The 25,228-nt window shown below is 49.3% G+C and carries 18 protein-coding genes and 3 pseudogenes; 18 read left to right on the top strand and 3 right to left on the bottom strand.

The features are described from left to right. Positions 1-99: 99 nt before the first annotated feature. Positions 100-960 (bottom strand): YicC/YloC family endoribonuclease, encoded by an 861-nt coding sequence (locus ELR70_RS22025; RefSeq protein ID WP_054014711.1) that lies wholly within the window; start codon positions 958-960, stop codon positions 100-102. Between the two features lie 225 nt (positions 961-1,185). Here ELR70_RS22025 and rph point away from each other — a divergent pair, with 225 nt between their 5' ends. The 7 genes from rph (at position 1,186) to ELR70_RS21990 (ending at position 7,274) form a co-directional block, all read left to right on the top strand. Continuing rightward, positions 1,186-1,899 (top strand): ribonuclease PH, encoded by a 714-nt coding sequence (gene rph, locus ELR70_RS22020; RefSeq protein ID WP_010383487.1) that lies wholly within the window; start codon positions 1,186-1,188, stop codon positions 1,897-1,899. Between the two features lie 25 nt (positions 1,900-1,924). Next, positions 1,925-2,569: an orotate phosphoribosyltransferase gene (gene pyrE, locus ELR70_RS22015; RefSeq protein WP_054014710.1), complete on the top strand. Its 645-nt coding sequence runs from the start codon at positions 1,925-1,927 to the stop codon at positions 2,567-2,569. 192 nt (positions 2,570-2,761) lie between these two features. After that, positions 2,762-4,111: a UDP-N-acetylmuramate:L-alanyl-gamma-D-glutamyl-meso-diaminopimelate ligase gene (gene mpl, locus ELR70_RS22010; RefSeq protein ID WP_054014979.1), complete on the top strand. Its 1,350-nt coding sequence runs from the start codon at positions 2,762-2,764 to the stop codon at positions 4,109-4,111. A 4-nt stretch (positions 4,112-4,115) separates the two neighbouring features. Further along, positions 4,116-4,733 carry a flavin prenyltransferase UbiX gene (locus ELR70_RS22005; protein ID WP_054014709.1) on the top strand — a complete coding sequence of 206 codons (618 nt, stop codon included), beginning with the start codon at positions 4,116-4,118 and terminating at the stop codon, positions 4,731-4,733. Between the two features lie 75 nt (positions 4,734-4,808). Beyond that, positions 4,809-5,729 (top strand): ABC transporter ATP-binding protein, encoded by a 921-nt coding sequence (locus tag ELR70_RS22000; protein ID WP_054014708.1) that lies wholly within the window; start codon positions 4,809-4,811, stop codon positions 5,727-5,729. A 2-nt stretch (positions 5,730-5,731) separates the two neighbouring features. Continuing rightward, positions 5,732-6,499: an ABC transporter permease gene (locus ELR70_RS21995; protein ID WP_128064793.1), complete on the top strand. Its 768-nt coding sequence runs from the start codon at positions 5,732-5,734 to the stop codon at positions 6,497-6,499. 109 nt (positions 6,500-6,608) lie between these two features. After that, positions 6,609-7,274, top strand: coding sequence for an SAM-dependent methyltransferase (locus ELR70_RS21990; RefSeq protein WP_054014706.1), 666 nt, complete (start codon positions 6,609-6,611; stop codon positions 7,272-7,274). Between the two features lie 48 nt (positions 7,275-7,322). On the opposite strand, the gene ELR70_RS21985 is transcribed toward ELR70_RS21990, so the two are convergent. Then, positions 7,323-9,221, bottom strand: coding sequence for a GGDEF domain-containing protein (locus ELR70_RS21985; protein ID WP_054014705.1), 1,899 nt, complete (start codon positions 9,219-9,221; stop codon positions 7,323-7,325). A gap of 313 nt (positions 9,222-9,534) precedes the next feature. Here ELR70_RS21985 and panP point away from each other — a divergent pair, with 313 nt between their 5' ends. Both panP and ELR70_RS21975 read left to right on the top strand, forming a co-directional pair. Next, the gene (gene panP / locus ELR70_RS21980) at positions 9,535-11,163 is read left to right on the top strand and encodes a pyridoxal-dependent aspartate 1-decarboxylase PanP (RefSeq protein WP_054014704.1); all 1,629 of its coding nucleotides are present in this window, start codon (positions 9,535-9,537) and stop codon (positions 11,161-11,163) included. A gap of 146 nt (positions 11,164-11,309) precedes the next feature. Further along, on the top strand, positions 11,310-12,344 hold the full coding sequence (locus ELR70_RS21975; protein WP_054014703.1) for a sensor domain-containing diguanylate cyclase: 1,035 nt from the start codon (positions 11,310-11,312) through the stop codon (positions 12,342-12,344). Here ELR70_RS21975 and ELR70_RS21970 read toward each other — a convergent pair. Next, a pseudogene (locus tag ELR70_RS21970) lies at positions 12,341-15,767 on the bottom strand (PAS domain-containing hybrid sensor histidine kinase/response regulator). The gene ELR70_RS21975 and the pseudogene ELR70_RS21970 overlap by 4 nt on opposite strands. Positions 15,768-16,131: 364 nt before the next feature. Here ELR70_RS21970 and ELR70_RS21965 point away from each other — a divergent pair. The 9 genes and pseudogenes from ELR70_RS21965 to fba all read left to right on the top strand — a co-directional run bounded on the left by ELR70_RS21965 (position 16,132) and on the right by fba (position 24,750). Beyond that, on the top strand, positions 16,132-16,368 hold the full coding sequence (locus tag ELR70_RS21965) for a DUF4212 domain-containing protein (RefSeq protein ID WP_128064715.1): 237 nt from the start codon (positions 16,132-16,134) through the stop codon (positions 16,366-16,368). 38 nt (positions 16,369-16,406) lie between these two features. After that, positions 16,407-18,130: pseudogene (locus ELR70_RS21960) on the top strand (sodium:solute symporter family protein). Next, complete coding sequence (locus ELR70_RS21955) at positions 18,084-18,686, top strand: cyclic nucleotide-binding domain-containing protein (RefSeq protein WP_241566348.1); 603 nt, start codon at positions 18,084-18,086, stop codon at positions 18,684-18,686. The pseudogene ELR70_RS21960 and the gene ELR70_RS21955 overlap by 47 nt, the downstream one beginning before the upstream one ends. Then, the gene (locus tag ELR70_RS25595) at positions 18,686-18,808 is read left to right on the top strand and encodes a CBS domain-containing protein (protein ID WP_241566347.1); all 123 of its coding nucleotides are present in this window, start codon (positions 18,686-18,688) and stop codon (positions 18,806-18,808) included. The genes ELR70_RS21955 and ELR70_RS25595 overlap by 1 nt, the downstream gene beginning before the upstream one ends. Beyond that, complete coding sequence (locus ELR70_RS21950; RefSeq protein WP_128064714.1) at positions 18,805-20,493, top strand: DUF294 nucleotidyltransferase-like domain-containing protein; 1,689 nt, start codon at positions 18,805-18,807, stop codon at positions 20,491-20,493. The genes ELR70_RS25595 and ELR70_RS21950 overlap by 4 nt, the downstream gene beginning before the upstream one ends. Continuing rightward, complete coding sequence (locus ELR70_RS21945; protein ID WP_054014700.1) at positions 20,490-21,107, top strand: 3'-5' exonuclease; 618 nt, start codon at positions 20,490-20,492, stop codon at positions 21,105-21,107. Before ELR70_RS21950 ends, ELR70_RS21945 begins: the two co-directional genes overlap by 4 nt. Positions 21,108-21,264: 157 nt before the next feature. Beyond that, positions 21,265-22,278: an erythrose-4-phosphate dehydrogenase gene (epd, locus tag ELR70_RS21940; RefSeq protein WP_054014699.1), complete on the top strand. Its 1,014-nt coding sequence runs from the start codon at positions 21,265-21,267 to the stop codon at positions 22,276-22,278. Positions 22,279-22,309: 31 nt separating this feature from the next. Then, the gene (locus ELR70_RS21935; protein ID WP_054014698.1) at positions 22,310-23,488 is read left to right on the top strand and encodes a phosphoglycerate kinase; all 1,179 of its coding nucleotides are present in this window, start codon (positions 22,310-22,312) and stop codon (positions 23,486-23,488) included. 198 nt (positions 23,489-23,686) lie between these two features. Beyond that, positions 23,687-24,750, top strand: a pseudogene (fba, locus tag ELR70_RS21930) (class II fructose-bisphosphate aldolase). Positions 24,751-25,228 lie beyond the last annotated feature (478 nt).

The raw sequence follows: 25,228 nt of genomic DNA, 5'->3' as shown, positions 1-25,228 counted from the left end.
GACCATTATAATGTGCCGTGTTTACACAACCAGATAGAATGATGTTTATGTGAAAAACCTCGCCATAGAGCGAGGTTTTTAAGAAAATATAAGGGTGAATCACTCAATATTCTGGATCTGCTCGCGCATTTGCTCAATCAGTACCTTAAGTTCAACAGCGGCGTTGGTGATCTCGGTATTGATGGATTTAGACGCCAGGGTGTTAGATTCACGGTTGAATTCTTGCATCATAAAGTCCAGGCGTCGGCCACAGGCACCGCCTTTTTTCAGGATCTTATGGGTTTCTTTAACGTGTGACTTAAGGCGATCGAGCTCTTCTGCCACGTCCTGCTTTTGGGCAAGATAGATAAGTTCCTGCTCCAGGCGGTTATCGTCGATTTCGGCTTTCAGGTCTTCCAGTTTAGCGGTGAGTTTTTCACGCTGCCATTTGGCGACTTCCGGCATATGGCCTTCAACGATGGCAACCTGCTCCAGAATACTGTCCAGGCGGGTGGTGATCATGGTTTCCAGGTTGTTACCTTCACTGGCGCGTGCAGCTTTAAAATCTTCAACCAAGGCATCAAAGCCTTTTAGTAGTTCGCTGTTCACTGTGTCCAGATCCACTTCTTCTGCTTCCATGACGCCTGGCCAACGCAGGATATCGGTAGGGTTGATCTCGCCACCGCTGTGCGACTGCACCCATTTGGCGTTTTCAATTAGCTGCTTGCTCAGGGTTTCGTTGATCGACAGCTGACCTACGTGCGCCGGGTTGGCGGTGAACTTTAAAAATACTTCCACTTTACCGCGCTGTAAGTGTTTGCGCAGGCGCTCGCGAATAACCGGCTCCAGGCCACGGAATTGCTCCGGTGCGCGGATAAAGGTTTCAAGATAGCGTTGGTTTACGGAGCGGATCTCCCACACACCGGTGCCCCAGTCGCCCTTGATCTCTTTACGGGCATAAGCGGTCATACTATGGATCATATAAGTTCCTAATCTAATTTAAGGTTGTGGCGTGTCTGCATGTGGTGACCAAAGGGTCAGCGCTGTCGTTGCTGAACACACACATCGCCATGAACGAAACACCGCCATTATAGCTGAAACATCGGCCAGCTCTAGTGGCTGGGCGTGAATTATTCGCGATCCGCATGGCATAGCGCCTGGGAACCCTTTATAATATCGCGAAACTTTGATCATAGGGGAAGGTGGATGCGTCCAAGCGAAAGAACTGCAAATCAAATCAGACCGGTAACTTTTACACGTAACTATACTATGCATGCCGAGGGCTCGGTGCTGGTAGAGTTCGGCAACACTAAGGTGTTGTGTACTGCTACGGTTGAAGCGGGGGTACCGCGTTTTATGAAAGGCCAGGGCAAAGGCTGGATCACTGCAGAATACGGGATGCTTCCGCGTTCTACTCACACGCGCAATGGCCGTGAAGCGGCAAAAGGTAAGCAGGGCGGCCGTACTATGGAAATCCAACGTTTGATCGCGCGTGCATTGCGTGCCGCGGTTGATTTGAGCGCGCTGGGTGAAAACACCATTACGATCGACTGTGATGTCTTACAGGCCGACGGTGGTACACGTACTGCGTCTATCAGCGGTGCTTGTGTTGCTTTGGTTGATGCACTGACACATATGCGTGCCAAGGGCATGATCAATGCGAACCCGCTGAAGTTTATGATTGCGGCTATCTCTGTGGGCGTTTACAACGGCGAAGCGATTACCGATCTGGAATACCTGGAAGACTCAGAAGCTGAGACCGACATGAACGTGATCATGACCGAAACCGGCAAACTGATTGAAGTACAGGGCACAGCCGAGGGCGAACCTTTCTCATTTGAGGAGCTGGATGAGTTGCTGGCACTGGCTAAGCATTCAATTCGTGAGATCATCGACCTGCAAAAACAGGCCCTGGCATAAGCATTCATAAATAAGAAGGTATCGTATGAAACAGTATCAAAAAGACTTTATTGAATTTGCCCTGCAAAAGCAGGTGCTGAAGTTTGGTGAGTTTACGCTTAAATCTGGCCGTACCAGCCCTTATTTCTTCAATGCGGGCCTGTTTAACACCGGCCGCGACCTGGCGCGTTTAGGACGTTTTTATGCCGCCGCATTGGAAGATGCTGGCATTGCCTACGATGTGCTGTTTGGCCCGGCGTATAAAGGGATCCCAATTGCGACTACCACTGCCGTGGCACTGGCAGATCACTACGACAAAGACGTCCCTTACTGCTTTAACCGTAAAGAGAAAAAGCAGCACGGTGAAGGTGGCAACCTGGTAGGGTCTGAGCTGGCTGGTCGTATCATGCTGGTGGATGATGTGATCACGGCGGGCACGGCTATTCGTGAATCGATGGAAATCATCGCAGCCAATGGTGCTGACCTGGCGGGTGTGCTGATTGCCCTGGATCGTCAGGAAAAAGGCAAAGGTGAGTTGTCTGCCATTCAGGAAGTTGAGCGCGACTTTAATACCGCCGTGGTATCTATCGTGAAACTGGCTGACTTAATTACTTACCTTGAGCAACAAGGTGATATGGCCGAGCACCTGGAAGCGGTTAAAGCGTATCGCGACCAGTACGGTGTTGCTTAATTAAGTAGACCGTTAAAATCGTATTTAAAAACCGGCTTGGGTGATGTACTTAAGCCGGTTTTTTCATGCCTGAAAAAGCGACTTTGTACCAGCTGCAAAAGTGTTTTGTGTGGTTCTGCTCACAAAACCAGCCAAGGTTCAGGCGAGTATGATAACCTAAGCGGGTTAGTCAGCTTATTAGTTAATAAAATCATGCATATTCACATTCTTGGGATCTGTGGCACCTTTATGGGTGGTATTGCGGCGATTGCGAAGTCGCTGGGCCACAAGGTGACGGGATCCGACCAAAACGTTTATCCACCTATGAGCACTCAGCTGGAGTCGCTTGGTATTGAATTAACCCAGGGCTATGATCCGGCCCAGCTGGACCCGGCACCCGATATGGTGGTGATTGGCAATGCCATGAGCCGCGGGAACGCCTGTGTGGAATATGTGCTTGAGCGCGGCTTGCCTTATACCTCAGGCCCCGAATGGCTAAAACATCACGTGTTACAAAACAGCTGGGTACTGGCGGTAGCGGGTACGCATGGTAAAACCACCACCGCCAGTATGCTGGCCTGGTTGCTGGAATATGCAGGATTACGCCCGGGTTTTCTGATTGGTGGCATAGTGCAAAATTTTGGGGTGTCGGCACGCACCAGTGATACCCCGTTTTTTGTCATTGAGGCCGATGAATACGACACAGCGTTTTTTGATAAGCGCAGTAAGTTTGTTCATTACCTGCCGCGCACCCTGATCATGAATAACCTGGAGTTCGATCACGCCGATATTTTTGCTGATCTGGCCGCCATTCAGACCCAGTTCCACCATTTACTTCGTACCTTACCTGCGCAGGGTAAAGCGATTTACCCGGCAACGGATAAACCCCTGTGTGAAGTGATAGACAAAGGCTTCTGGAGCCTGCAAGAAACCCTGGGTGGTGACTGGGATTACCGCCTGTGTAAAGCCGATGGCAGCCAGTTTGAGGTGTTACTGAATAACGAAAGTCAGGGCACGGTGAGCTGGCAGGCCATTGGTGTGCATAACGTGAAAAATGCCCTGATGGCCATTGCGGCTGCCCGTCATGTGGGGATTCCTGTGTCTGTCAGCATTGAGGCGCTTGGTGAATTTATCTCGCCCAAGCGACGCATGGAATTGCTGGGAGAGGTAAACGGTGTGTGTGTATATGACGATTTTGCACATCACCCCACGGCCATTGAAACCACTTTGGCTGGGTTACGCGCCAAAGTGGGCGATGCCCGTATCACCGCGATTCTGGAGCCTCGCTCCAACACCATGAAAATGGGTGTTCATCAGCAAACCCTGATGAGTTCACTGGCGACGGCCGATGAGGTGATGCTGTTTGAGCCGCCCAATTTGAGCTGGTCATTACAAGACGCTGCTAAGCAGGCAGGCTATGACTGTTATCACAACACAGATGACATCGTAGCGGCGGTGGCGGCCAAAGCAAAGCCGGGTGAGCATGTCTTGATCATGAGCAATGGTGGGTTTAATGGGATCCATACCGCAGTGTTAAGTGCACTGCGCGAAAAGAGGTCATAAAGTTATGTCACAATTTAAGTCAGCCATTACGCTGGCATTTAGCGGCGCATCGGGCGCACCTTACGGATTGCGTTTACTCGAAGTGCTGGTAGCGCTGGATTATCAGGTGTATGTGCTGATCTCCAGTGCGGCGCGAGTGGTGCTGGACACCGAATCTAACATCAAGTTATCTGGCAACGAAGACAAAGCCACAGCGCAGCTCAGTGAGCTCTATCAGGCCAGGGCAGGGCAGATCCAGGTGTTTGGCAAAGACAACTGGTTCAGTCCGGTGGCGTCGGGCTCTGCGGCGCCGAAGAAAATGGTGGTCTGTCCGTGCAGCGCGGGCAGTGTGTCGGCCATTGCCATGGGCGCGTCCGATAACCTGTTAGAGCGCGCGGCAGATGTGGTGATCAAAGAGCGCGGTGAACTGATCCTGGTGCCCAGAGAAACACCGTTCAGTGCCATTCATCTGGAGAATATGCTCAAACTGAGCCGCCTGGGGGTCACTATTATGCCTGCGGCGCCCGGGTTTTATCACCAGCCACAAAGCATCGAGGAGCTCGTCGATTTTATGGTGGCGCGTATTTTAGACCACTTAGGTATCGAGCATCAGCTGGCGAAACGCTGGGGCTATGGTGATTGATGCCGCTCGGTTAAACAGCGTATCGGTACAAACAAGTGAAAGCAACAACATGGGGATGTGAGGAAAAACAATAAGATGACAAAGGCATTAAATATATCTGGCCTGCGTAAGGTCTACAGCAACGGCGTTGAAGCCGTGAAAGGGATAGATTTACAGGTGGAGCAGGGCGACTTTTTCGCGTTGCTGGGCCCAAATGGTGCGGGTAAGTCGACTACCATAGGGGTTATTTCATCTTTGGTGAACAAAACGGCGGGTCAGGTTGAAGTATTTGGCCACAGCATAGATACTGACCTGGAAGCAGCCAAATCTCACCTTGGCCTGGTGCCGCAGGAGTTCAACTTTAACCAGTTTGAAACCCTCAATCAGATTTTGGTCAATCAGGCCGGCTATTATGGTGTGCCGCGTGCGCTGGCCCACGAGCGTGCCGAAAAATACCTGAAGCAACTGGGCTTGCTGGATAAAAAAGACAAGCAGGCACGCACCTTATCGGGCGGTATGAAACGCCGGCTAATGATTGCCCGTGCGCTGATGCATGAGCCAAAGCTGTTGATTTTGGATGAACCCACTGCTGGGGTGGATATTGAACTGCGCCGCTCTATGTGGGACTTCCTGCGTGAGATCAACGCGCAGGGGATCACCATTATCCTGACCACCCATTATCTGGAAGAAGCTGAGCTGCTGTGTCGCAATATCGCCATTATCGATCAGGGCAAAATCGTTGAACACACGACCATTAAAGCCTTGCTGGCCAAGCTGGACAAAGAAACCTTTGTGCTGGACCTTAAAGCGCCCATCAACCCAGTAAAACTAGAGGGCTATGAGTATACGCTGACAGATGACCACACACTGGAAGTCGAAGTGGCTAAATCTCAGGGTCTGAACGGGGTATTTACCCAGCTTAATGAGCAGGGCAATACGGTGCTGAGTATGCGAAATAAGGCAAACCGACTGGAAGAGTTGTTTGTCGGGTTACTGGAACAGGGGCGCAGCGAATGAAAATCTTAAACTACGGCGTAGCACTGAAAAGTATCTGGATCAAAGAGTGTATCCGTTTCTTGCGCATTTGGGTGCAAACTTTGGTGCCACCGGCCATCACCATGACCTTGTACTTTGTGATATTTGGTTCTCTGATCGGCTCACGTATTGGTGAAATGGGTGGGTTTAGCTACATGGAATTCATTGTGCCGGGTCTTATTATGATGTCGGTGATCACCAACTCTTACTCCAATGTGGCATCAAGTTTCTATTCCACTAAGTTTCAGAAAAGCATTGAAGAATTGTTAGTGGCCCCAGTGCCTAACTACATTATCGTGCTGGGTTATATGGGTGGCGGCATGGCCCGTGGTATGCTGGTGGGTTTGATAGTCACTTTAGTTAGCCTGCTGTTTGTGGACATTCAAATTCACAATTTGGCGGTGATAGTACTGACAGTATTGCTGACCTCAGCCGTCTTTGCGCTGGGTGGTTTGATCAATGCGGTTTTCGCTAATAGCTTTGATGACATCAGCATCATTCCAACCTTTGTGCTGACGCCCCTCACTTATCTGGGCGGGGTGTTTTATTCCATCACTTTGTTGCCGGAGTTCTGGCAGGGCGTGTCTCAGATAAATCCGATCATCTACATGGTGAATGCCTTCCGCTATGGTTTTCTGGGCGTCTCTGATGTCGATATCACACTGGCCTTTGGCGTGTTGATTGGTTTTATTAGTGTGCTGTTCGCGGTTGCACTGAACCTGATCAAGCGCGGCGTTGGTTTACGTCATTGATCTGAAAGGTGGCAGAGGTTGCTCTGCCACACTACCGCTTACTAAATCGAGCTGACTGAGATAAAATAGCGCCATTATTTTTTCAGACGATGAGCATTGATACGCTGTTATGTCAGACGCAAACTCCAGAAGCATCACCAGTAATCAGGCTGGGCTCCACGAAAAGTTAGACGAAGTGGTCCAGAAACACCTCAACACACCGTTCAAAAAACCCATTGCGGCCCATACTCAACAGGCTTTTGAGCAGGTGAATGAAAAAGTGCAGGCATTCGATGGCCCCATTATTCTGGATTCCTGCTGTGGTGTAGGTGAAAGTACGGCGAATCTGGCAAAACTGCATCCGGATGCTTTAGTCATTGGTATCGACAAGTCGGAACATCGCCTTGAAAAGCACGATATTGAATACAAACAAACAGAGGCTGGGCAGTATATTTTGGTTCAGGCAGATCTGAACGACTTCTGGCGTCTGGCCTGTGAGGCCAACTGGCAGCCAACACACCATTACTTGCTCTATCCCAACCCCTGGCCGAAAGCTAAACACCTGCAAAGGCGCTGGCATGGTGCAGCGGTCTTCCCTTATATCGTTGAGCTGGGTGGCCGGCTGGAGTTACGTAGTAACTGGTCAATTTACGTTGAGGAGTTTGCCCGCAGCCTTGAGTTGGCTGGTAAAGAGGCTGAGGTCAGTGCCTATGAAAGCGATACGGCTATGACGCCGTTTGAACGTAAATACTGGGCTAGTGGGCAGCAAAGCACCCGCCTGATCGCTCAGTTATAAGCGCAGTATCACCGGTGCGCAGCCAGGCAATACCGCACCGGTGTTCGTTCAGGCGCTTGCTTGTAAACCTTTGCTCAGGTTGTCCGAGCTGATGTGGATGTGTGGTCCGGGTGTGCCAATCAGGCTTCCCTCAACCAGCTTCACATTACAATCCAGTAGCTGTTCCAGCTGATATTTACTTTGTACACCGTCGACCAGCAGTGCGATTTGGCGCTCGTGGCAAAGCTTTGCAATGTGCTCAATGTATTCGTGCAGTTCGGTATCTTCACCAAGCTGTTCAATGACACTGGATGTCAGTTTTACGCTGTCTATGGTGAGTTTTAGTACTCTGCTGATGGTCAGCAAGCCGCTGTTACTCGATGCCACCATAATATTCACGCCTTTGCTTTTCAGTACATTGATATACACCCGCATATCGGCAAAGTGCTCAATCACCTCCTGCTCTTCGAGCTCAAAGGTGATTTTGGCCGGTTGCGGATAACGCCGAAGCTGGGCAAAAATAAATTCCATCATTTGCGGGTCGGCCAGGTCCTGCCAGCTCAACTGCATGCTCCACGCATGGTGTGATTTACGAAAATGTGCGGTGCACAACTCCAACATCACTTTGGTCAGTTGTGAGCTCAATCTGGAGTGGCGGATAACGTCTGAAAAGGAGTCAGGCCGCAGGATCAGACCTTGTTCAGTCAGCACTCTGGGGGTGCAGTGGTACTGCTCAACCACTTTACTCTGCGTGCCCATTCGTGGCGTAAAATAAGGCAAAATTCGATGTTGCTCAAACGCACTTTGCACCGTTTTTGCTATGGCAATATGTGACTCCTGAATTGTCTTTATCTGCGTAGGATCCTGGCCATACAAGCACACGCGTTGCTGCTTTTGTTGTGCCTGACGACAGGCAATAAACGCATTTTCCAGTAACAGGCGCTTATTGCCACTGGCGATCCCTGCGGTGACCTGAATGTATAAATGTGGATCCTGCAGGATAGGCGTAGTCGTTGGGAATTCATTAATCAGGCTACTCAGGTAGTGTTCACCCTTATTGGCATCACTGAGCAGCACCAGCTTGGCGGTCGCAAGGCGATAGACTTTAAATGGCACGGTGAACTCACTAAAGTGGGTCATCACTTTACGCATGATTTCGTCGCCAACATCTGTGCCATAAAAGCTGACGATCTCTTCCAGCTCTTTAATTGCGACAATAGCCAGGCTCAGGTGCTGATTTGGGCTTTTGGCCAGATCCTGCTCCAGAGCCAGGCGGTTCGGGAATCCGGTGCGCGCATCGGTAGTAAGTGTTTTCCTCAGTATTAATAAATACATACCGGCAACCAGCAAAGCAATAGCAAAGAAAAAGCAAGCCGTAAACAAGGCTTCTTTAACGCTTTTGGCCAGCTCAGTTTGAATATGTGAGGTTTTAATGTCAGCGCCGGTGAGGTAAACCCGCCCGTCACGTGTCACATAAGGGATAAAAATGGTTTTAAAGTGCCCCCATTTGTCTTGTGAGACTTCGTACAAGGGCTGAGTTGAGCGAAAGGCGCTTTTATTTACTGCGGTGGCTTCTGCATACAAGTCCAGCTTGCGGGTGACTTTGTCCTGTAAAACGTCATTCTGAGTATAGCTGGAGGCGCTGAACCTTACAGAAGGGGCATCGTAAATCATGGCATAGACATATTCTACGCCCAGATGTTGAGCCAGTTGCGACAATTGGGCGCTTTTGTGCCGGTATTCTTCGCTACTGACTTCATTGAGTCTGTCATGATAATCATCGCCCAGTATCAGCTGAGTACTGCGTGCGGCCATCAGTAGCTTTTGATCTATACCTTTTATTATGGTGGAGCGAGTCTGATGATAGGTGTAGAGCACATAAGCCGACAAAGAGGCAACAAAAATCACAAAGCCTATGACTATCCAGGTCAGAGATAGCGCCTTTAGGGCAAAATTCCGTTTATTCATGTCAGTTTCCGTTTGAGTCTTTAAGTCTGATGGCGTGGATTGTTCCTAATACTATCCATTTCTCACATTGCTGACAAAATATTTAACGAATTCGCGCTAGTTTTGAACCCTAATCATTACATGAATCGTACTAAAGGGTTGGGTTGACTCTCTTTACTGTGTCATCAGAGGTTCATCAAAATATCAAGCAGAGTTCATTTTTTTTGACGGCATTGCAGACTTTCCCATCGCTTTACAGTAAAGTTAGTCATTTCGTATCAACTTGGCAAGGTAACTCCCGACATCAGTTACCCACGCATGATTAGGTATTAAAATGGGTCCAAAGCGTTGTGCAGTCGCTTCTGAAGAAAGCTTAATGCGTATCTTTACCGTTCCAGAAGCACCCAGCTCCACGTTAAGTGTGATAGAGCAGGAAATTTCCAGTAATCTGGCTGGCTTTCTGAATGAAAACATCGCCGCAATCGAAAAACCATTGCACGAGATAGAGAAAGACTTTCAGTCGGCAATGATCCCGGAAGAACCGATGTTTGTGTCTGATTATGCTCAGGATATTATGGAGCAACTGGTCGCGCATTCTGTTCATACCGCGTCGCCAAGTTTTATCGGCCATATGACGTCCGCATTGCCGCACTTTGTTCTGCCGCTGTCTAAATTGATGGTGGGGCTTAACCAAAACCTGGTAAAAATAGAAACTTCAAAGGCATTTACGCCATTGGAGCGCCAAGTATTAGGCATGATGCACCATCTGGCCTACGGTGAAAATGACGGCTTTTATGAAAAGTGGATGCACAGTGCCAAGACAGCCCTTGGGGCATTTTGCTCTGGCGGCACCATTGCCAACATTACGGCTTTGTGGATCGCCCGCAACCGTCTGCTGGGCCCGGACGGTGACTTTAAAGGGCTTGCCAGCGAAGGGATCATGGCTGCGATGCTGCATTATGGCTATAAAGGCCTGGCAGTGTTGGTGTCTGAGCGTGGTCATTACTCATTGGGTAAAGCCGCGGATGTACTGGGCATTGGCCGTAGTAACTTTATTGCCGTCAAAACTGATGACAATAACAAAGTGGATGTTAATGCGATGCGTGCAAAGGCGCAGGAGCTGGCTGAAAAAGGCATTAAAGTGATGGCGATTGTCGGGGTAGCGGGTACCACAGAAACGGGTAACATAGACCCGCTGCCCGAAATGGCGGCACTTAGCCAGGAGCTTGGCTGCCATTTCCATGTTGATGCAGCATGGGGTGGTGCAACTTTACTGTCTTCGAACTACCGTCACTTACTTAACGGCATTGAGCAGGCTGATTCCATTACAATAGATGCACATAAACAAATGTACGTGCCTATGGGCGCTGGCATAGTTTTGTTTAAAGACCCCACTGCAACAGATGTGATTGAGCACCATGCAGAATACATTCTGCGTAAGGGCTCAAAAGACTTAGGCAGTCACACACTCGAAGGCAGTCGGCCTGGTATGGCAATGCTGGTGCACGCATGTTTACGCGTGATCGGACGCAAAGGCTACGAGATGTTGATCGATAAAGGGATCGAAAAAGCGCGGTACTTTGCAGAGTTGATCCGTGAAGAAGAAGATTTTGAGTTGGTGTCGGACCCAGAGTTATGTTTGCTGACCTATCGCTATGTACCAAAGCAGATCCGCCAGGCAATTGAGCGTGCAGACGAGCAAGAGCGCATTGACATTTATGCCGCGTTAAACCGCTTTACCGCCAGTATGCAGAAGCGTCAGCGCGAATCGGGGCGTTCATTTGTTTCCCGTACCCGCTTAACGCCGCCTCAGTATCAACATCAGCCTACAGTGGTATTTCGCGTGGTACTGGCCAATCCTTTGACCTCAAAACAGATGTTAAAAGAGATTTTGGCAGAGCAAAAGGGGCTGGCGCAGAGTGATCCTGTATTTAAAAAATATCTTGCAAAATACATGGCCTAGTTTGGTCATCCGGTCTTGATGCATACCCTTTGGGTAAGAAAACAATGCATTTTGTCGCAGGCGAGATATTATTAGAGTATAACAACGGCATGGCATCGCAATAAGACGATGCTCTAATTCATTAGTTTTGCGACTTGGTAGTACCTTTGAACCGATTAACTCAGAGCACGCAAAAACTGCGGCGGATCAGCTCGCAAGAGGTCGATGTTTCCGGCGAACATCAGAGCTTCTTGCGAGATATCATTTTTGAGGCAAAATCCTTGCTTCAGGTCGATCGTGTGTCGGTGTGGCTGTTTGACGACATGCATCAGCCGACCAAGTTACTTAACTACGCCAATACTGACTGGCAGGCGGTGCCGCAGCAGTTGCCAGTGTTGACGATTGAAGATTTCCCTACTTACTTTGCAACCATTATCAGCGGCCAGTCCATTGCTGCGGAGGATGCCTGCACAGATCCTCGTACCTGCGAATTTACCGATATCTACCTTAAGCCTCACAACATTGCGACTATGCTGGATACGGCCATTTTTAAAAATGGCATTGCACTGGGAGTGGTGTGCTGTGAAGGGCTTGCTGATGTTCGCCAGTGGCAGGAGTGGGAAGTGACAATCACGGAAATGGTTGCTGATTGCTGTAGCCGTCGTTTGTTAGTACATGAGTTATATCGGATGCAGCAAAAGCTCACCAAAATGGCGTTTCAGGACATGCTGACGGGCCTGAACAACCGCCGTTTCCTGATGGAGCATGCTAAGCGTGAGATGAGCCGTCATCAGCGCACGGAGCGGCCGATGAGCTTGATCATGATGGACCTGGACAGATTTAAACGCATCAACGACGACTTTGGCCATGATGCCGGTGATAAAGTGCTGCAGAAGTTTGCCCAGTGTTGCCTGGACGTGGTGCGCGTGGAAGACTGTTTTTGTCGCTTAGGGGGCGAAGAGTTTGTGGTCCTGCTACCAGAAACCTCGGTCAGCGATGCACATATGGTGGCCAACCGGTTATGCACAGCCGTGCGGGATATGGAGGTGCGCCAGGAAAACATGCTGATCCACGTTACGGCCAGCTTTGGGGTCGCTGAGGTGAATCCCAGTATGCCATTTAGTCATGCCCTAAAAATGGCTGATCAGGCTGTATATCGCGCTAAGGCTAATGGCCGTGATCAGATCCAGCTCGCCTATTAACTGCTGTGGCTAAGTAGCGCCTTGAGCTTAGCAGGTTTTAGCGGTTTACTCAGGTAGTGGATCTGTGCCTGCTTGGCTTGTAGCTTTAAACTGTCATCTCGGACCGCAGTAATGAGTACGGCCGGGATCTTTGCATCCCAGCACTGTCTTAACTCCTGGATCAGGCTGACACCATTTTCATCATTATCGAGCTGATAATCCATCAGGATAAAATCCGGTGCGGGGTTGCTTGCGGCATATTCCCGGGCTTTATTTGCCCTTTCAAACATCTGATAACTAAACTGCCACTTATCAAGCAAACTGGCCATGGCAGCCAGGTTCTTGGGGTCGTCATCCACTACCACCAGATTGAGCTGTGCTTTACTGGTTGCCTTTTGCTCTAAACTATCTGCTTTTTGTTGGAGCTGCTGATGGTCTCCCAGTGGCACCTCTACACTGAAGCGACTGCCTTTGCCTGGGATGGAGTGTATTTCCAGTGGCATGCTAAGGAGTTCACACAGTCGTTTTACAACGCCCAGCCCCAGACCGACCCCTTTGTTGTCGCCACTTTGAATGCGGTAAAAGTCGTTGAATATTTTTTGTTGTTCGTGTTCTGTGATACCGGGGCCTGTATCCCAGACTTCAATGCGAACACTGTGGCTGCGGCGTCGACAAGCCAGCAGGACGCGACCTTGCTCAGTATATTTGACGGCATTGGACACCAGATTCTGCACGATACGGCGCAGATAGGTAATATCACTGTGGATCACCTGATGGCTGGTCCTAACATGCAGCGCCAGACCTTTTTCCTGACACAAAATGGCATATTCACTGGCCAAGGGCGACATGATCTCATCGATGTCAAAATGGCGAGGTGTGGGTTTCATTGCGCCCTGTTCCAGTTTGGCAATGTCCAGTAGCGCAGACATCAGATGAACAGTCGAATCCAGGCTGGCACCCAGCTTTTCCAGATTACTGCGGTCGTTACCTTCCAGCTTATCCTCATTAATCGCAGCCAGGTAAAGGCGAGCGGCATTCAGCGGCTGCAAGATATCGTGACTGGCCAGTGCAAGAAAGCGGGTTTTACTGTCATTAGCGCGTTCAGCCTCTTTTTTCGCCGCAACCAGGGCTTGCTCCGTTTCCTCCCGGCTGGCAATTTGGGCTTTGAGGTCCTGATTGATCAGACGAACTTCCTGTGTTCTTGCTTCAATGCGGTTTTCGAGATCCATATTGATCTCTTCCAGTGCGTTCTGCGTGTCGATATGGCTGGTGATGTCAGAAAAGCTGGTGACAAAGCCGCCTTCTGGCAGCGGGTTACCCGTCATTTCGAATACCTGGCCGTTACTGCGATGTCGAATAAAGTGGTGCGATGTGCCATTTCTCAAATGCTGCACGCGCTTTTCGACCAGTTTTTCAAGTTCTCCCGGACCACACTCACCTCGCTCAGCGTTAAAGCGGATCACTTCCTCAATGCTCTGGCCTACTTGCAAAAAACCATCCGGGTACTCAAACATTTCATGATAACGGCGGTTCCAGGCAACCAGGTTGAGATCTTTGTCCACCACCGAAATGCCATGGCTGAGGTTTTCCAGTGAGGTGAAAAGCAGGTTTTGATTGAATTGCAATGCCTGGGTGGTTTCATCGAAAAAGTTAACCACTTCTTCAAAGGCAAGTTGTTTACCTGAGGAAACGGCATGTATCAGGGCGCGTGCAGAAGAGGCACCCAAAACCCCCGTGAGTGCCCGCTCACAAAAGGCAATGAAATCTGCGCTTGGATAGGCGTTGCTGTCTTCAATATCGTGATTAATGGCGTAGTGGCTGAGTAACTGCTGACTGCGCTGGATCCCTAAAAAGGTTTGCAGTAGCACGGTAAAGTCATACACCGTCGCTTTGACGTCTTTGTTGAGCCGTTTGGCAGCACTGGCCTGCTCCCAGGGACTGACAAAGGCGGCCGCCTGAATTTTATCTATCAGGCGTTCATACGCCCCCAACGAGAAGCTAATGTAACAGCTGATATTGGCCAGCAGTGCCAGTAAGGTGCCGCGGGTGATGATAGTCTGACGGGTTTCAAAGTCTAGGCTGCTACCGGCTTCGATCACAGGGAACATCAGGAATAACATCCAGCATAAAAACCCCGCCAGCAGACCAGCATAAACGCCGTAAGCATGGCCTTTGCGCCAGTATAGTCCGCCGACAATGGCTGGAAGCAACTGAGTCACCAGAGAAAAGGCCACCAGACCCATATTTGCGAGGGCTTCACCATGGCCAAACCACTGTTGATAGAGAAACGCCAGAACCAAAATAGCGGCAATGATAAAGCGTCGGATCAGCAGGATACGGGTTTTATAGTTGCTGGTAAGGCGATTCTTTTTAAACTTGTGCTTTAGCAGCAGCGGCAGTACGACATCATTAGATAACATGGTACTGAGTGTGAGTGTTGCCACCACTATCATGGCTGTGGCGGCGGATAAGCCCCCGATAAACACAAAGGTGGTGAGCAGCGGATGACCCTGCATCATGGGCAGTGCCAGGACAAAGCTATCTGCGGCCACGGCCTGACCAATACTTGGATGAATGGCAGCGCTTGCGATTGGCAGTATCATCGCTGCTATTAGTATGAGGTACAGTGGGAATGCCCAGCGCGCGGTGCGCAGGTGACGACTATCCTGATTGTCGACCACAGTCACATGGAATTGTCGGGGCAGGCAGACGATGGCGGCGGCTGCCATCAGTGTCTGGCCAATGAAGTTGAAATTGAAAAAATCAAACCCCTGCCAATGTGTAAACAACATCATATCGGCGTTATTGTGTGACAGTAAGGCTTGTACGGCTATGACGGCAACGGCCATCAGTGCCAGTAATTTGATCAAGGATTCAAATGCGACGGCGAGCATTAATCCGGAGCGGTATTCGGTCACATCGACTTTGCGGGTACCAAAAAAGATGGCAAATAGTGCCATCAGTAAAGTCCCTGTCAGGGCCAGCATGCCCCCTGAGATCGGGGTGCCCTGTTGTAACAACAAAAGCTGCTGCTCAGTGCTTTGAGTTGCAGTGCAATATAGGGAATGGTGGCCAGCAAAGCTATCATGGTCACCATAACCGCTGTGGTCTGACGTTTACCATAGCGTGCTGAATGAAGTCGGCGATAGTGGTGATGTTCTGCTTTTTACTGACCAGGATCAGCTTGCGTAAAAAGCCCTGACCAAACATAAAGAGCAGGGCTGGACCAAGCAAAATGGGCAGATAGTGCCAGCTGCTGGTCGCGGCGGTTCCCACTGAGCCATAATAGGTCCAGGATGTACAATAAATACCCAGTGCTAAAGCATAGACAAAAGGATGGTGACTGATCCGTGTTGCAACCGGCGTGGTTTTATCTCCCCAGTTAGCCAACCAGAATAGTAAGCCGATATAGGCGATGGCAACGAGGATCAATGCAGCCGTCATAGTGAGCCCTTGTGTTAATGCTTGTTATTGTCTTTGTGCCTTAAAGTAGCATCACTTGCAGAGAATCCAAAGTGGCATAATCACCTGATTTTAAAAAATTATTCGATTTTTATTGAGTTAATTAGACTAATGTCTTATCTCTCAAATGTCTGTACCTTTAGTGGGTTTGTTCGCCGTGTTAATTATATAACTTGTTGAATTGAATGAGTTTAAGGGTTCTTGAGAAAAGTTTGTGTAACAGTTTACGTAAACGTAACCTCGTCGTTACGACTAAGGTCTCAATTTCATCTTGACGGGCCATTGCTACAGTCAAAGGTCATTAACACCAGCACATCGGCGACAGGTGTGTGAAAGGGGACTTATCATGGCTTTTAAAAGTGAAGAACAAGCAAAAGCATATTGGTCAGAGAATCTAGCCTTAATGTTTAAGCTATTAGTAGTGTGGTTTGTGGTGTCTTTTGGATGCGGCATTCTGCTGGTTGATGTACTCAACGAAGTCCGGTTCTTCGGATTTAAGTTGGGTTTTTGGTTTTCGCAGCAGGGCGCAATTTATACCTTCGTTGCTTTGATTTTTGTCTATGTATTCAAATGGATGCGCTGAACAAAAAATACGGCGGTGGATGAATAAGGAGCGCTATGATGGATGTTCAAACTCTCACCTTTATAATTGTTGGGCTCAGTTTTGCCCTCTACATCGGCATTGCCATCTGGGCCCGTGCCGGTTCAACCAATGAATTCTATGTGGCCGGTGGCGGTGTACCGCCTGTGGCAAACGGCATGGCAACGGCCGCAGACTGGATGAGTGCTGCGTCGTTTATCTCCATGGCGGGGATCATCTCATTCGCCGGTTACGATGGCGGTGTGTATCTGATGGGCTGGACTGGTGGTTACGTGTTGCTGGCACTGTGCCTGGCACCTTATCTGCGTAAGTTTGGTAAATTTACTGTGCCCGATTTTATCGGCGACCGATACTACTCGCAGGTGGCACGGGTTGTGGCTATTCTGTGTGCGATCTTTATCTGTTTCACTTACATCGCCGGACAAATGCGTGGTGTGGGCGTGGTATTCTCTCGCTTTCTCGAAGTCGACATCGAAACCGGTGTGTATATCGGCATGGTTATTGTGTTCTTCTACGCTGTTGGGTGGCATGAAAGGCCATTACTTACACTCAGGTTGCACAATATTGTGTGCTGGTTTTCGCCTACTTAGTGCCTGCTATCTTTTATCTCTTTGATGATGACAGGTCACTTACTGCCGCAAACCGGCTTTGGTGGTACTCTGGCGGATGGCTCAGGAACCTACTTGCTGGACAAACTCGACGGGCTCAGTAACCGAACTCGGCTTTGCGCAATATACCGAAGGCTCCAAGAGTGATTGACGTGTTTGCTATCACTGCGGCGCTGATGGTCGGTACTGCCGGTCTGCCACACGTTATCGTGCGTTTCTTTACTGTACCCAGAGTAAAAGACACCCGTATTTCAGCGGCCTGGACTCTGGTGTTCATCGCCATTGTATACACCACAGCACCGGCAGTTGCGTCATTTGCCCGTGTGAATATGATTGATACACATTAATGGTAAAGATGGCAGCGGTACGGCCTATGCCGAGGCGCCACAGTGGGTGAAAAATTGGGAAAGAACGGGCCTTATCGTATTCAATGATAAGAATGGCGACGGCAAAATGTTCTACTCAGCAGGTAAAATTGATGACCCGGCGAGCCGCAATGAAGTGAAAATTGACCGTGATATCATGGTACTGGCGAACCCGGAAATTGCCGACTTACCAGCCTGGGTGATTGCACTGGTGGCAGCGGGTGTATCGCAGCGGCACTGTCGACAACCGCGGGTTTGCTACTGGTTATCTCGACCTCAGTTTCCCATGACTTAACTCAAACGGACACTCAAGCCGAATATCAGCGATAAACAGGAGCTGCTGGCGGCGCGTCTGTCGGCGATGGTGGCCATTGCAATCTCAGCTTACTTTGGTATTAACCCGCCCGGATTCGTGGCGTCGGTGGTGGCCTTTGCCTTTGGTCTGGCGGCGGCAAGCTTCTTCCCGGCGATCATCATGGGGATCTTCTCCAAACGCATGAATAAAGAAGGTGCCATCAGCGGTATGGTATGTGGTATCGGGTTCACTGCGGCCTACATTATCTACTTTAAGTTTGTCAGTCCGGAACTGAAACACCGGCGAACTGGTTGTTTGGTATTTCGCCTGAGGGGATTGGTATTATTGGTATGTTAGTAAACTTTGGTATTGCTGCCATTGTGATGAAGCTGACTGCTGAGACGCCACTTGAAGTGAAGCAAATGGTCGATGGGATCCGCAATCCTAAAGGGTCTTCTGCAGCACACGCGCATTAATACTCACTCTATCGGATTGCGATTCAATCTGATTGCAAAGAAACCAACTACTTCATGGCGCAAGCTGTGGAGTAGTTGTCATTTTGGGAGGGGCTATGACGGTTCATGTACAGGATGTGCTGGCCTTTGTGCAGCAACAGGCGCATTTGGCCAGCTGGCTCAAAGTGCCACAGAGTACTTTATTGAACATCTGGATATCATCTATGTCAGCGCACAGAATCAGTCACAGTGGTTCAAGAGCGATCTGCCTCAGCTGTATCTGGTACGTTCTGGTCATTTCGATCTGCGCTCCGAGAGCGGAGAACTGATCACCCGGTTAGCCGAAGGGGACTATTTTGGCTACCCTTCGCTGTTAACGGGTGAGCCAATCAGCAATCAACTGGAAGTGGTTCAGGCAGGCTTGGTGTATGTCTTGCCTCAGATGGCGTTTGATTTTCTTCGCCGAGAGTACAAACCTTTTGAGCAGTATTTTGTGCGTGCCCACGCCAAACGCTTATTGTCCAATCATTATAAAGAGTCGACGGCGAGCTGGTCGGAGCGCCGGTTAGTGAGCTGATGAGCCGGGCTGCGGTGACGCTGGAGCCACAGGCCAGTATTCAGGATGCGGCCAAAGTAATGAAAAAGCACCGAGTTTCTTCGATTATGGTGACGCAGAACAAGCAGCTCGCGGGGTTGTGACCGACCGTGATTTGCGTCGTTCTGGTCATTTCGATCTGCGCTCCGAGAGCGGAGAACTGATCACCCGGTTAGCCGAAGGGGACTATTTTGGCTACCCTTCGCTGTTAACGGGTGAGCCAATCAGCAATCAACTGGAAGTGGTTCAGGCAGGCTTGGTGTATGTCTTGCCTCAGATGGCGTTTGATTTTCTTCGCCGAGAGTACAAACCTTTTGAGCAGTATTTTGTGCGTGCCCACGCCAAACGCTTATTGTCCAATCATTATAAAGAGTCGACGGCGAGCTGGTCGGAGCGCCCGGTTAGTGAGCTGATGAGCCGGGCTGCGGTGACGCTGGAGCCACAGGCCAGTATTCAGGATGCGGCCAAAGTAATGAAAAAGCACCGAGTTTCTTCGATTATGGTGACGCAGAACAAGCAGCTCGCGGGGGTTGTGACCGACCGTGATTTGCGTAATCGGGTGTTGGCTGAAGGGCTGGATCCTGCCCTGGCTATTCGTGAGATCATGACGGTCAAACCCAAGTATATTTTTGAGAATAATCGAATTTTTTCGGCACTCCACCTGATGCTGAAGCACAATATTCATCATCTGCCCGTACTCAATGAAGATCGTACTCCTATGGGCATGATCACCAGCACCGATCTTTTACGCCAGCAAAAAAGCGATCCGGTACAGTTGATTGGGCGGATCTATAAAGCGCGCAGCAATGCTGAAGTGAAGCAGTTGGCGAAGGAGATCCCGGATCTGTTGAGTGAATTTGCCAATAAGATCGAAGATATTTCTTTGATTGGGCAACTGCTCAGTGGCTTGAGTGATGCTTTGACTGGCCGTTTAATCGACTTATACGAACAGCAATATGGTACTGCTCCGACCCCGTTTGCCTGGATCTGTTTCGGCTCTCAGGCCCGTGAAGAGCAAACTCTGCATTCCGATCAGGATAATGGCCTGCTGTTGCCTGAGGGGATAACTGATGAGCAAAGAGCGTATTTTTCGCAGCTCGGATCGTTTGTGTGCCAGCAGCTGGATGAATGTGGGATCCGCACTTGCCCGGGTAATATTATGGCGAGCAATCCGGCTTGCCGGGGCACGATCAGTGAGTGGTGCGATCGGTTCACCACCTGGATCCATGCACCGACCCCTCATGCCATGTTGAACTGTAAAATCTACTTTGATCTGCGTTTTATAACCGGATCTGATGTTTTGTTCGGGCAATTTTTACATCATCTGAATGAGAGCCCGAAAAATGAATTGTTTTATGCAGCAATGGCGGCAGATATCAATGTGAATACTGTGCCGATAGGTTTATTTCATCAGTTTAAGCTGCAACAAGACAAACATAAGCACAAATATTTGGATCTGAAAAAGCGCGGTGTTGTGATCATTAACGATATTGTTCGTCTTTACGCGTTACAAGCCGGGATCAGCAAAGCCAATACATTACAGCGATTAAAGGCCCTGAAAGGACGCAAGCTACTCAGTGACGAGGACATTGCCAATTTACAGGACTGTTGGCGATTTTTAACTCAGCTGCGTTTACGCACTCAGATTGACCGAGAAGGTTTACCTGAAAACTGTATCAATCCAGCTCATTTGGGCTCTCTGGAGCGGCATCAACTCAAAGAGGCATTTCAGTTGGTTAAACAAGCCCAGCAGGCATGTGCGTTTAAATTTGCCAGGGGAAGCCTGTGAACTGGTTTACACGGTTGCGAAACTGGCATACCTATCGTCAGTTAAGGTTAACAGAAGCCAATATGGTGGTATTGGATCTTGAATTAACCGGCCTGGACCCGAAACGGGACGAGATTGTCTCGGCTGCCTGGGTGGAGATCCGACAAGGCCGGATTATATTGAACTCCGCGCGGCATGTGCTGAACAAGGAAGTGCATCAGTTGGGCCAAAGTCCAGTGATCCATGGGGTCGATGAACAGGCACTACAGCGGGGAGAGACGTTATACGCTTTATTGCAGCAACTGAGTAACTTACTTGAGCGGCGTATTCTGGTCTGTCATAACGCTTTACTCGACTGGGGCTTCATCAAGCGGGCGTTTGTATACCACGGTATTGAGACGCGACCAAAGTTGCTCCTCGATACCATGCAGATAGAGCGGAACCGACTGCTCAGGCAAGGACAGACACTTGCGGCAGATTGCCTGACTCTGTCTGCCTGCCGGCAACGTTATGGATTACCCCTCGCTTCTGAGCATCATGCACTGAGCGATGCGCTGAGTACGGCTGAACTGTTATTAGCACAGAATAGCCAGTTTGGCGGAGCTCAGGGGGCGTTAGTTAGACAACTGACATAATTATTTTTGCATATCTCTTACACATTTTTGCTTGGTCGATTACAATAGCGCCATCTTAATACGGAAGACTTGGGATTTTTATTCGTGTGCTGCCTACAGAGTTGATGCGCCACAGGATTGCTCCCAATTTTTCACAACGAGGTGGATCTTCAATTTAATGACTATCAAACTGGCAATAAATGGTTTTGGTCGTATTGGTCGCAACATAGTGCGGGCTCTGTATGAATCTGGTCGCCAGCGAGACATTCAAATCGTCGCGATAAACGAACTTGCCGATCCGCAAGGCATTGCCCATTTGCTCAAGTACGATACTTCGCATGGGCGTTTTTCTTTCCCTGTTCACCTTGACGCGCCTTATCTGACGGTCGGCGACGATAAAATCCAGCTATTTAGCGAAGCAGATCCCAGTCACTTGCCCTGGCATGCCCTTGATATTGATGTTGTTTTAGAGTGCACCGGTGTATTTCATTCCCGATTTCATGCTCAGTCACATTTGCGTGCAGGGGCAAAGAAGGTGCTGTTTTCTCATCCCGCTGATGCAGATGTTGACGCGACCATAGTGTTTGGTATCAATGACAAAGAGCTTCGCCCAGAACACACCATAGTATCCAACGGTTCTTGTACAACTAATTGTATTGTCCCTGTCATAAATGTGTTGGATGATGCTTTTGGGATCGGCTCTGGCACTATCACGACGATCCATGCCTCAATGCATGATCAACAGGTGATCGATGCGTATCACCCTGATCTTCGTCGTACCCGTGCGGCGAGCCAGTCGATCATACCAGTGGATACAAAATTGGCACGAGGGATCGAACGGATCCTGCCAAAGTTTCACGGGTGTTTCGAAGCGATTGCAGTCCGGGTGCCGACCATTAATGTCACCGCGATGGATCTGAGTGTTACGCTGAACAGTGATGTGACCATTGAGCAGGTGAATAATGCATTACAACAGGCCGCCGGAGGTCCGTTGCAAGGGATACTGGACTACACTGAGGAGCCGTTGGTCTCGGTGGATTTTAATCATGATCCACATTCCAGTATCATAGATGGTACCCAAACACGCGTCAGCCAGAAGCGGTTGGCGAAATTGTTGGTGTGGTGCGACAACGAGTGGGGCTTTGCAAACCGCATGCTCGATACCGCAACAGCAATGACACAAGTTAATTAAAAACCAAGTATCGTTCTTGAAGGAGATGTCAATGTCAGTCATTAAGATGGCGGATTTAGATTTAAACGGCAAACGCGTTCTGATCCGTGAAGATCTTAACGTACCGGTGAAAGAAGGCAAGGTTACATCAGATGCACGTATCAGAGCGTCTTTACCTACCATCAAACTAGCCCTTGAAAAAGGTGCCAAGGTCATGGTGATGTCTCACCTGGGTCGCCCAACGGAAGGGGAATACGATGCGCAGTATTCATTACAGCCAGTCGTAGATTACCTAAACGATGCGCTTGAGCAAAACGTGCGCCTGGTTGACAACTATCTGGACGGCGTTGATATCGCAGATAATGAAGTTGTGGTGTTTGAAAACGTGCGCTTCAATGTAGGCGAGAAAAAGAACGATGAGGCGCTGTCGAAAAAGTTAGCGGCGCTGTGTGACGTCTATGTAATGGATGCATTTGGTACTGCACACCGTGCACAGGCATCGACACATGGTGTTGGCTTATTTGCAGAAGTAGCTTGTGCAGGTCCGTTATTGGCTGCTGAATTGGATGCGCTGGGCAAAGCCCTTGATAATCCTGCACGTCCTTTGGTTGCCATCGTAGGTGGCTCTAAAGTGTCGACTAAACTGACGGTACTGGATTCATTATCGAAAGTAGTTGATCAGCTGGTTACCGGTGGCGGTATTGCGAATACCTTTATTGCTGCGGCGGGCAACCCGGTTGGTAAGTCTTTGTACGAACCAGACCTGATTGCTGAAGCGAATAAGCTCAGTGAAGCTGCACGTGCAAATGACGGTGACATTCCTGTTCCAACTGATGTGGTTGTTGGTGACGAGTTCTCTGAGTCTGCTGTTGCCGAGATCAAAGATGTAGCGGAAGTACGTGACACTGATATGATCTTTGATATTGGTCCGGAGACTGCAAATACTTTGGCAAAAATCATTGCTAACGCGGGCACTGTGGTCTGGAATGGTCCGGTAGGTGTATTCGAGTTTGATCAGTTTGGCAACGGCACTGAAGCGATTGCAAATGCGATTGCCAAGTCTAACGCTTTCTCAATCGCTGGTGGTGGTGACACATTAGCTGCTATCGACAAGTATGGCGTAGCTGATGAAATTTCATATATCTCGACCGGTGGTGGTGCGTTTTTAGAGTTCCTTGAGGGGAAAAAACTGCCAGCAGTCGCTATGCTTGAACAAAGAGCGAAAGCTTAATCAGGCAAATTGCTGTGGCCTGTGCCACAGCATCATGTTTTCGGGCCGATGTACTGGTCCGGTTTTGGGACTCTCTCACATTTAACTCCCGAAACAAATTGAGTGTGTAGCACTTAACATCTATCCCGTTCAAATCGATGAGCATGAACGCTGAGCCGATAATATCAGCATCACTCATCAACAATTGGAGAAAGCACAATGGCTTTAATCAGTATGCGTCAATTGCTGGATCATGCCGCAGAGCATGGTTACGGCGTTCCTGCCTTTAACGTAAATAACCAAGAGCAAATGCGCGCTATCATGGAAGCGGCAGACAAAACCAACAGTCCGGTAATTGTTCAGGGTTCGGCAGGTGCGCGCAAGTACGCAGGGGCACCGTTTATTCGCCATATGATTTTGGCCGCAGTAGAAGAATGGCCACATATTCCGGTTGTTATGCACCAGGATCACGGTACGTCTCCGGGTGTATGTCAGCGCTCAATCCAGCTTGGCTTTTCATCTGTCATGATGGACGGTTCTTTGCTGGAAGATGGCAAAACCCTTCAAGCTATGAGTACAACGTTGATGTAACACGCCGCACGGTTGATATGGCACACGCATGTGGTGTATCAGTAGAAGGTGAGCTGGGTGTACTGGGTTCATTGGAAACCGGTGAAGCAGGCGAGGAAGATGGTATTGGTGCTGTTGGTAAGCTAACGCACGATCAGCTACTGACTGACCCAGAAGAAGCCGCTGACTTTGTTAAGAAAACGGGTGTTGACGCATTGGCAATCGCCTGTGGTACATCACATGGCGCTTACAAGTTCACACGTCCACCAACAGGCGACATTCTGGCAATCAACCGCATCAAAGAGATCCACGCCCGTATTCCGAATACGCACCTGGTAATGCACGGTTCATCATCAGTTCCTCAGGAGTGGCTGGCGGTTATCAACGAATTTGGCGGTGAGATCCCTGAAACCTATGGTGTACCTGTTGAGCAGATCGTCGAAGGCATAAAGCATGGCGTGCGTAAGGTGAATATTGATACTGACTTACGTTTGGCTGCAACCGGTGCTATCCGTCGTCACCTGGCGCATAACCCGAGCAATTTTGATCCTCGCAAGTATTTAGCGGAAGCAACGAAAGCGATGACAGAGATCTGTGTTGCACGTTATGAAGCATTTGGTACAGCGGGTCAGGCAGGTCGTATCCAGCCTATTTCACTAGACGACATGCACCTGAAGTATCTATCTGGCGAGCTGGCTCCTCAGATCAAATAAATACTAACTATTTAAATTTGGTTAGTAGCAAATGCCGCTGCTCTTCTGAGTGCGGCATTTTTGTATGTGCAGCCGCACAAGATCAAGCCGTTTCATCCACTTCACAGCCTAACAATGCCGCCCTATGATCTTGTTGGGATCACGATTATACCTACCTGTAGGAGCAGAGATCAGATCTTGACTAAGTTGAAGTCTAATCGGGATCCTGAGATCGAGATCTTACTAACTAAAGCCTGGGATCTGCGTTTATCTGGCACTGGAACAGATCTAAAATCAATGAGTTAGTAGGCTGACATGTGCGGTTCTGCAAATTTAGTTGGTAAAAAAATGATCCCAAGAGGATCCGCTTGGTATAAATTTGATCTCAGACATTCTATCTTAGAAAAACTCTGATCCGGCGGTTCATCACTTGATCTCTGAACTAGAGCGTCTAGCTTTAAAGGATACTCTATTTTGCTCACATTCTTTTCATTGGGGT

This window comes from Pseudoalteromonas sp. R3 (assembly GCF_004014715.1).
In the GTDB taxonomy this organism is placed as follows: Bacteria; Pseudomonadota; Gammaproteobacteria; order Enterobacterales; family Alteromonadaceae; genus Pseudoalteromonas.
Note: the sequence above shows the minus strand (reverse complement) of the source record. Positions and strands in the feature narration are given on the sequence as shown.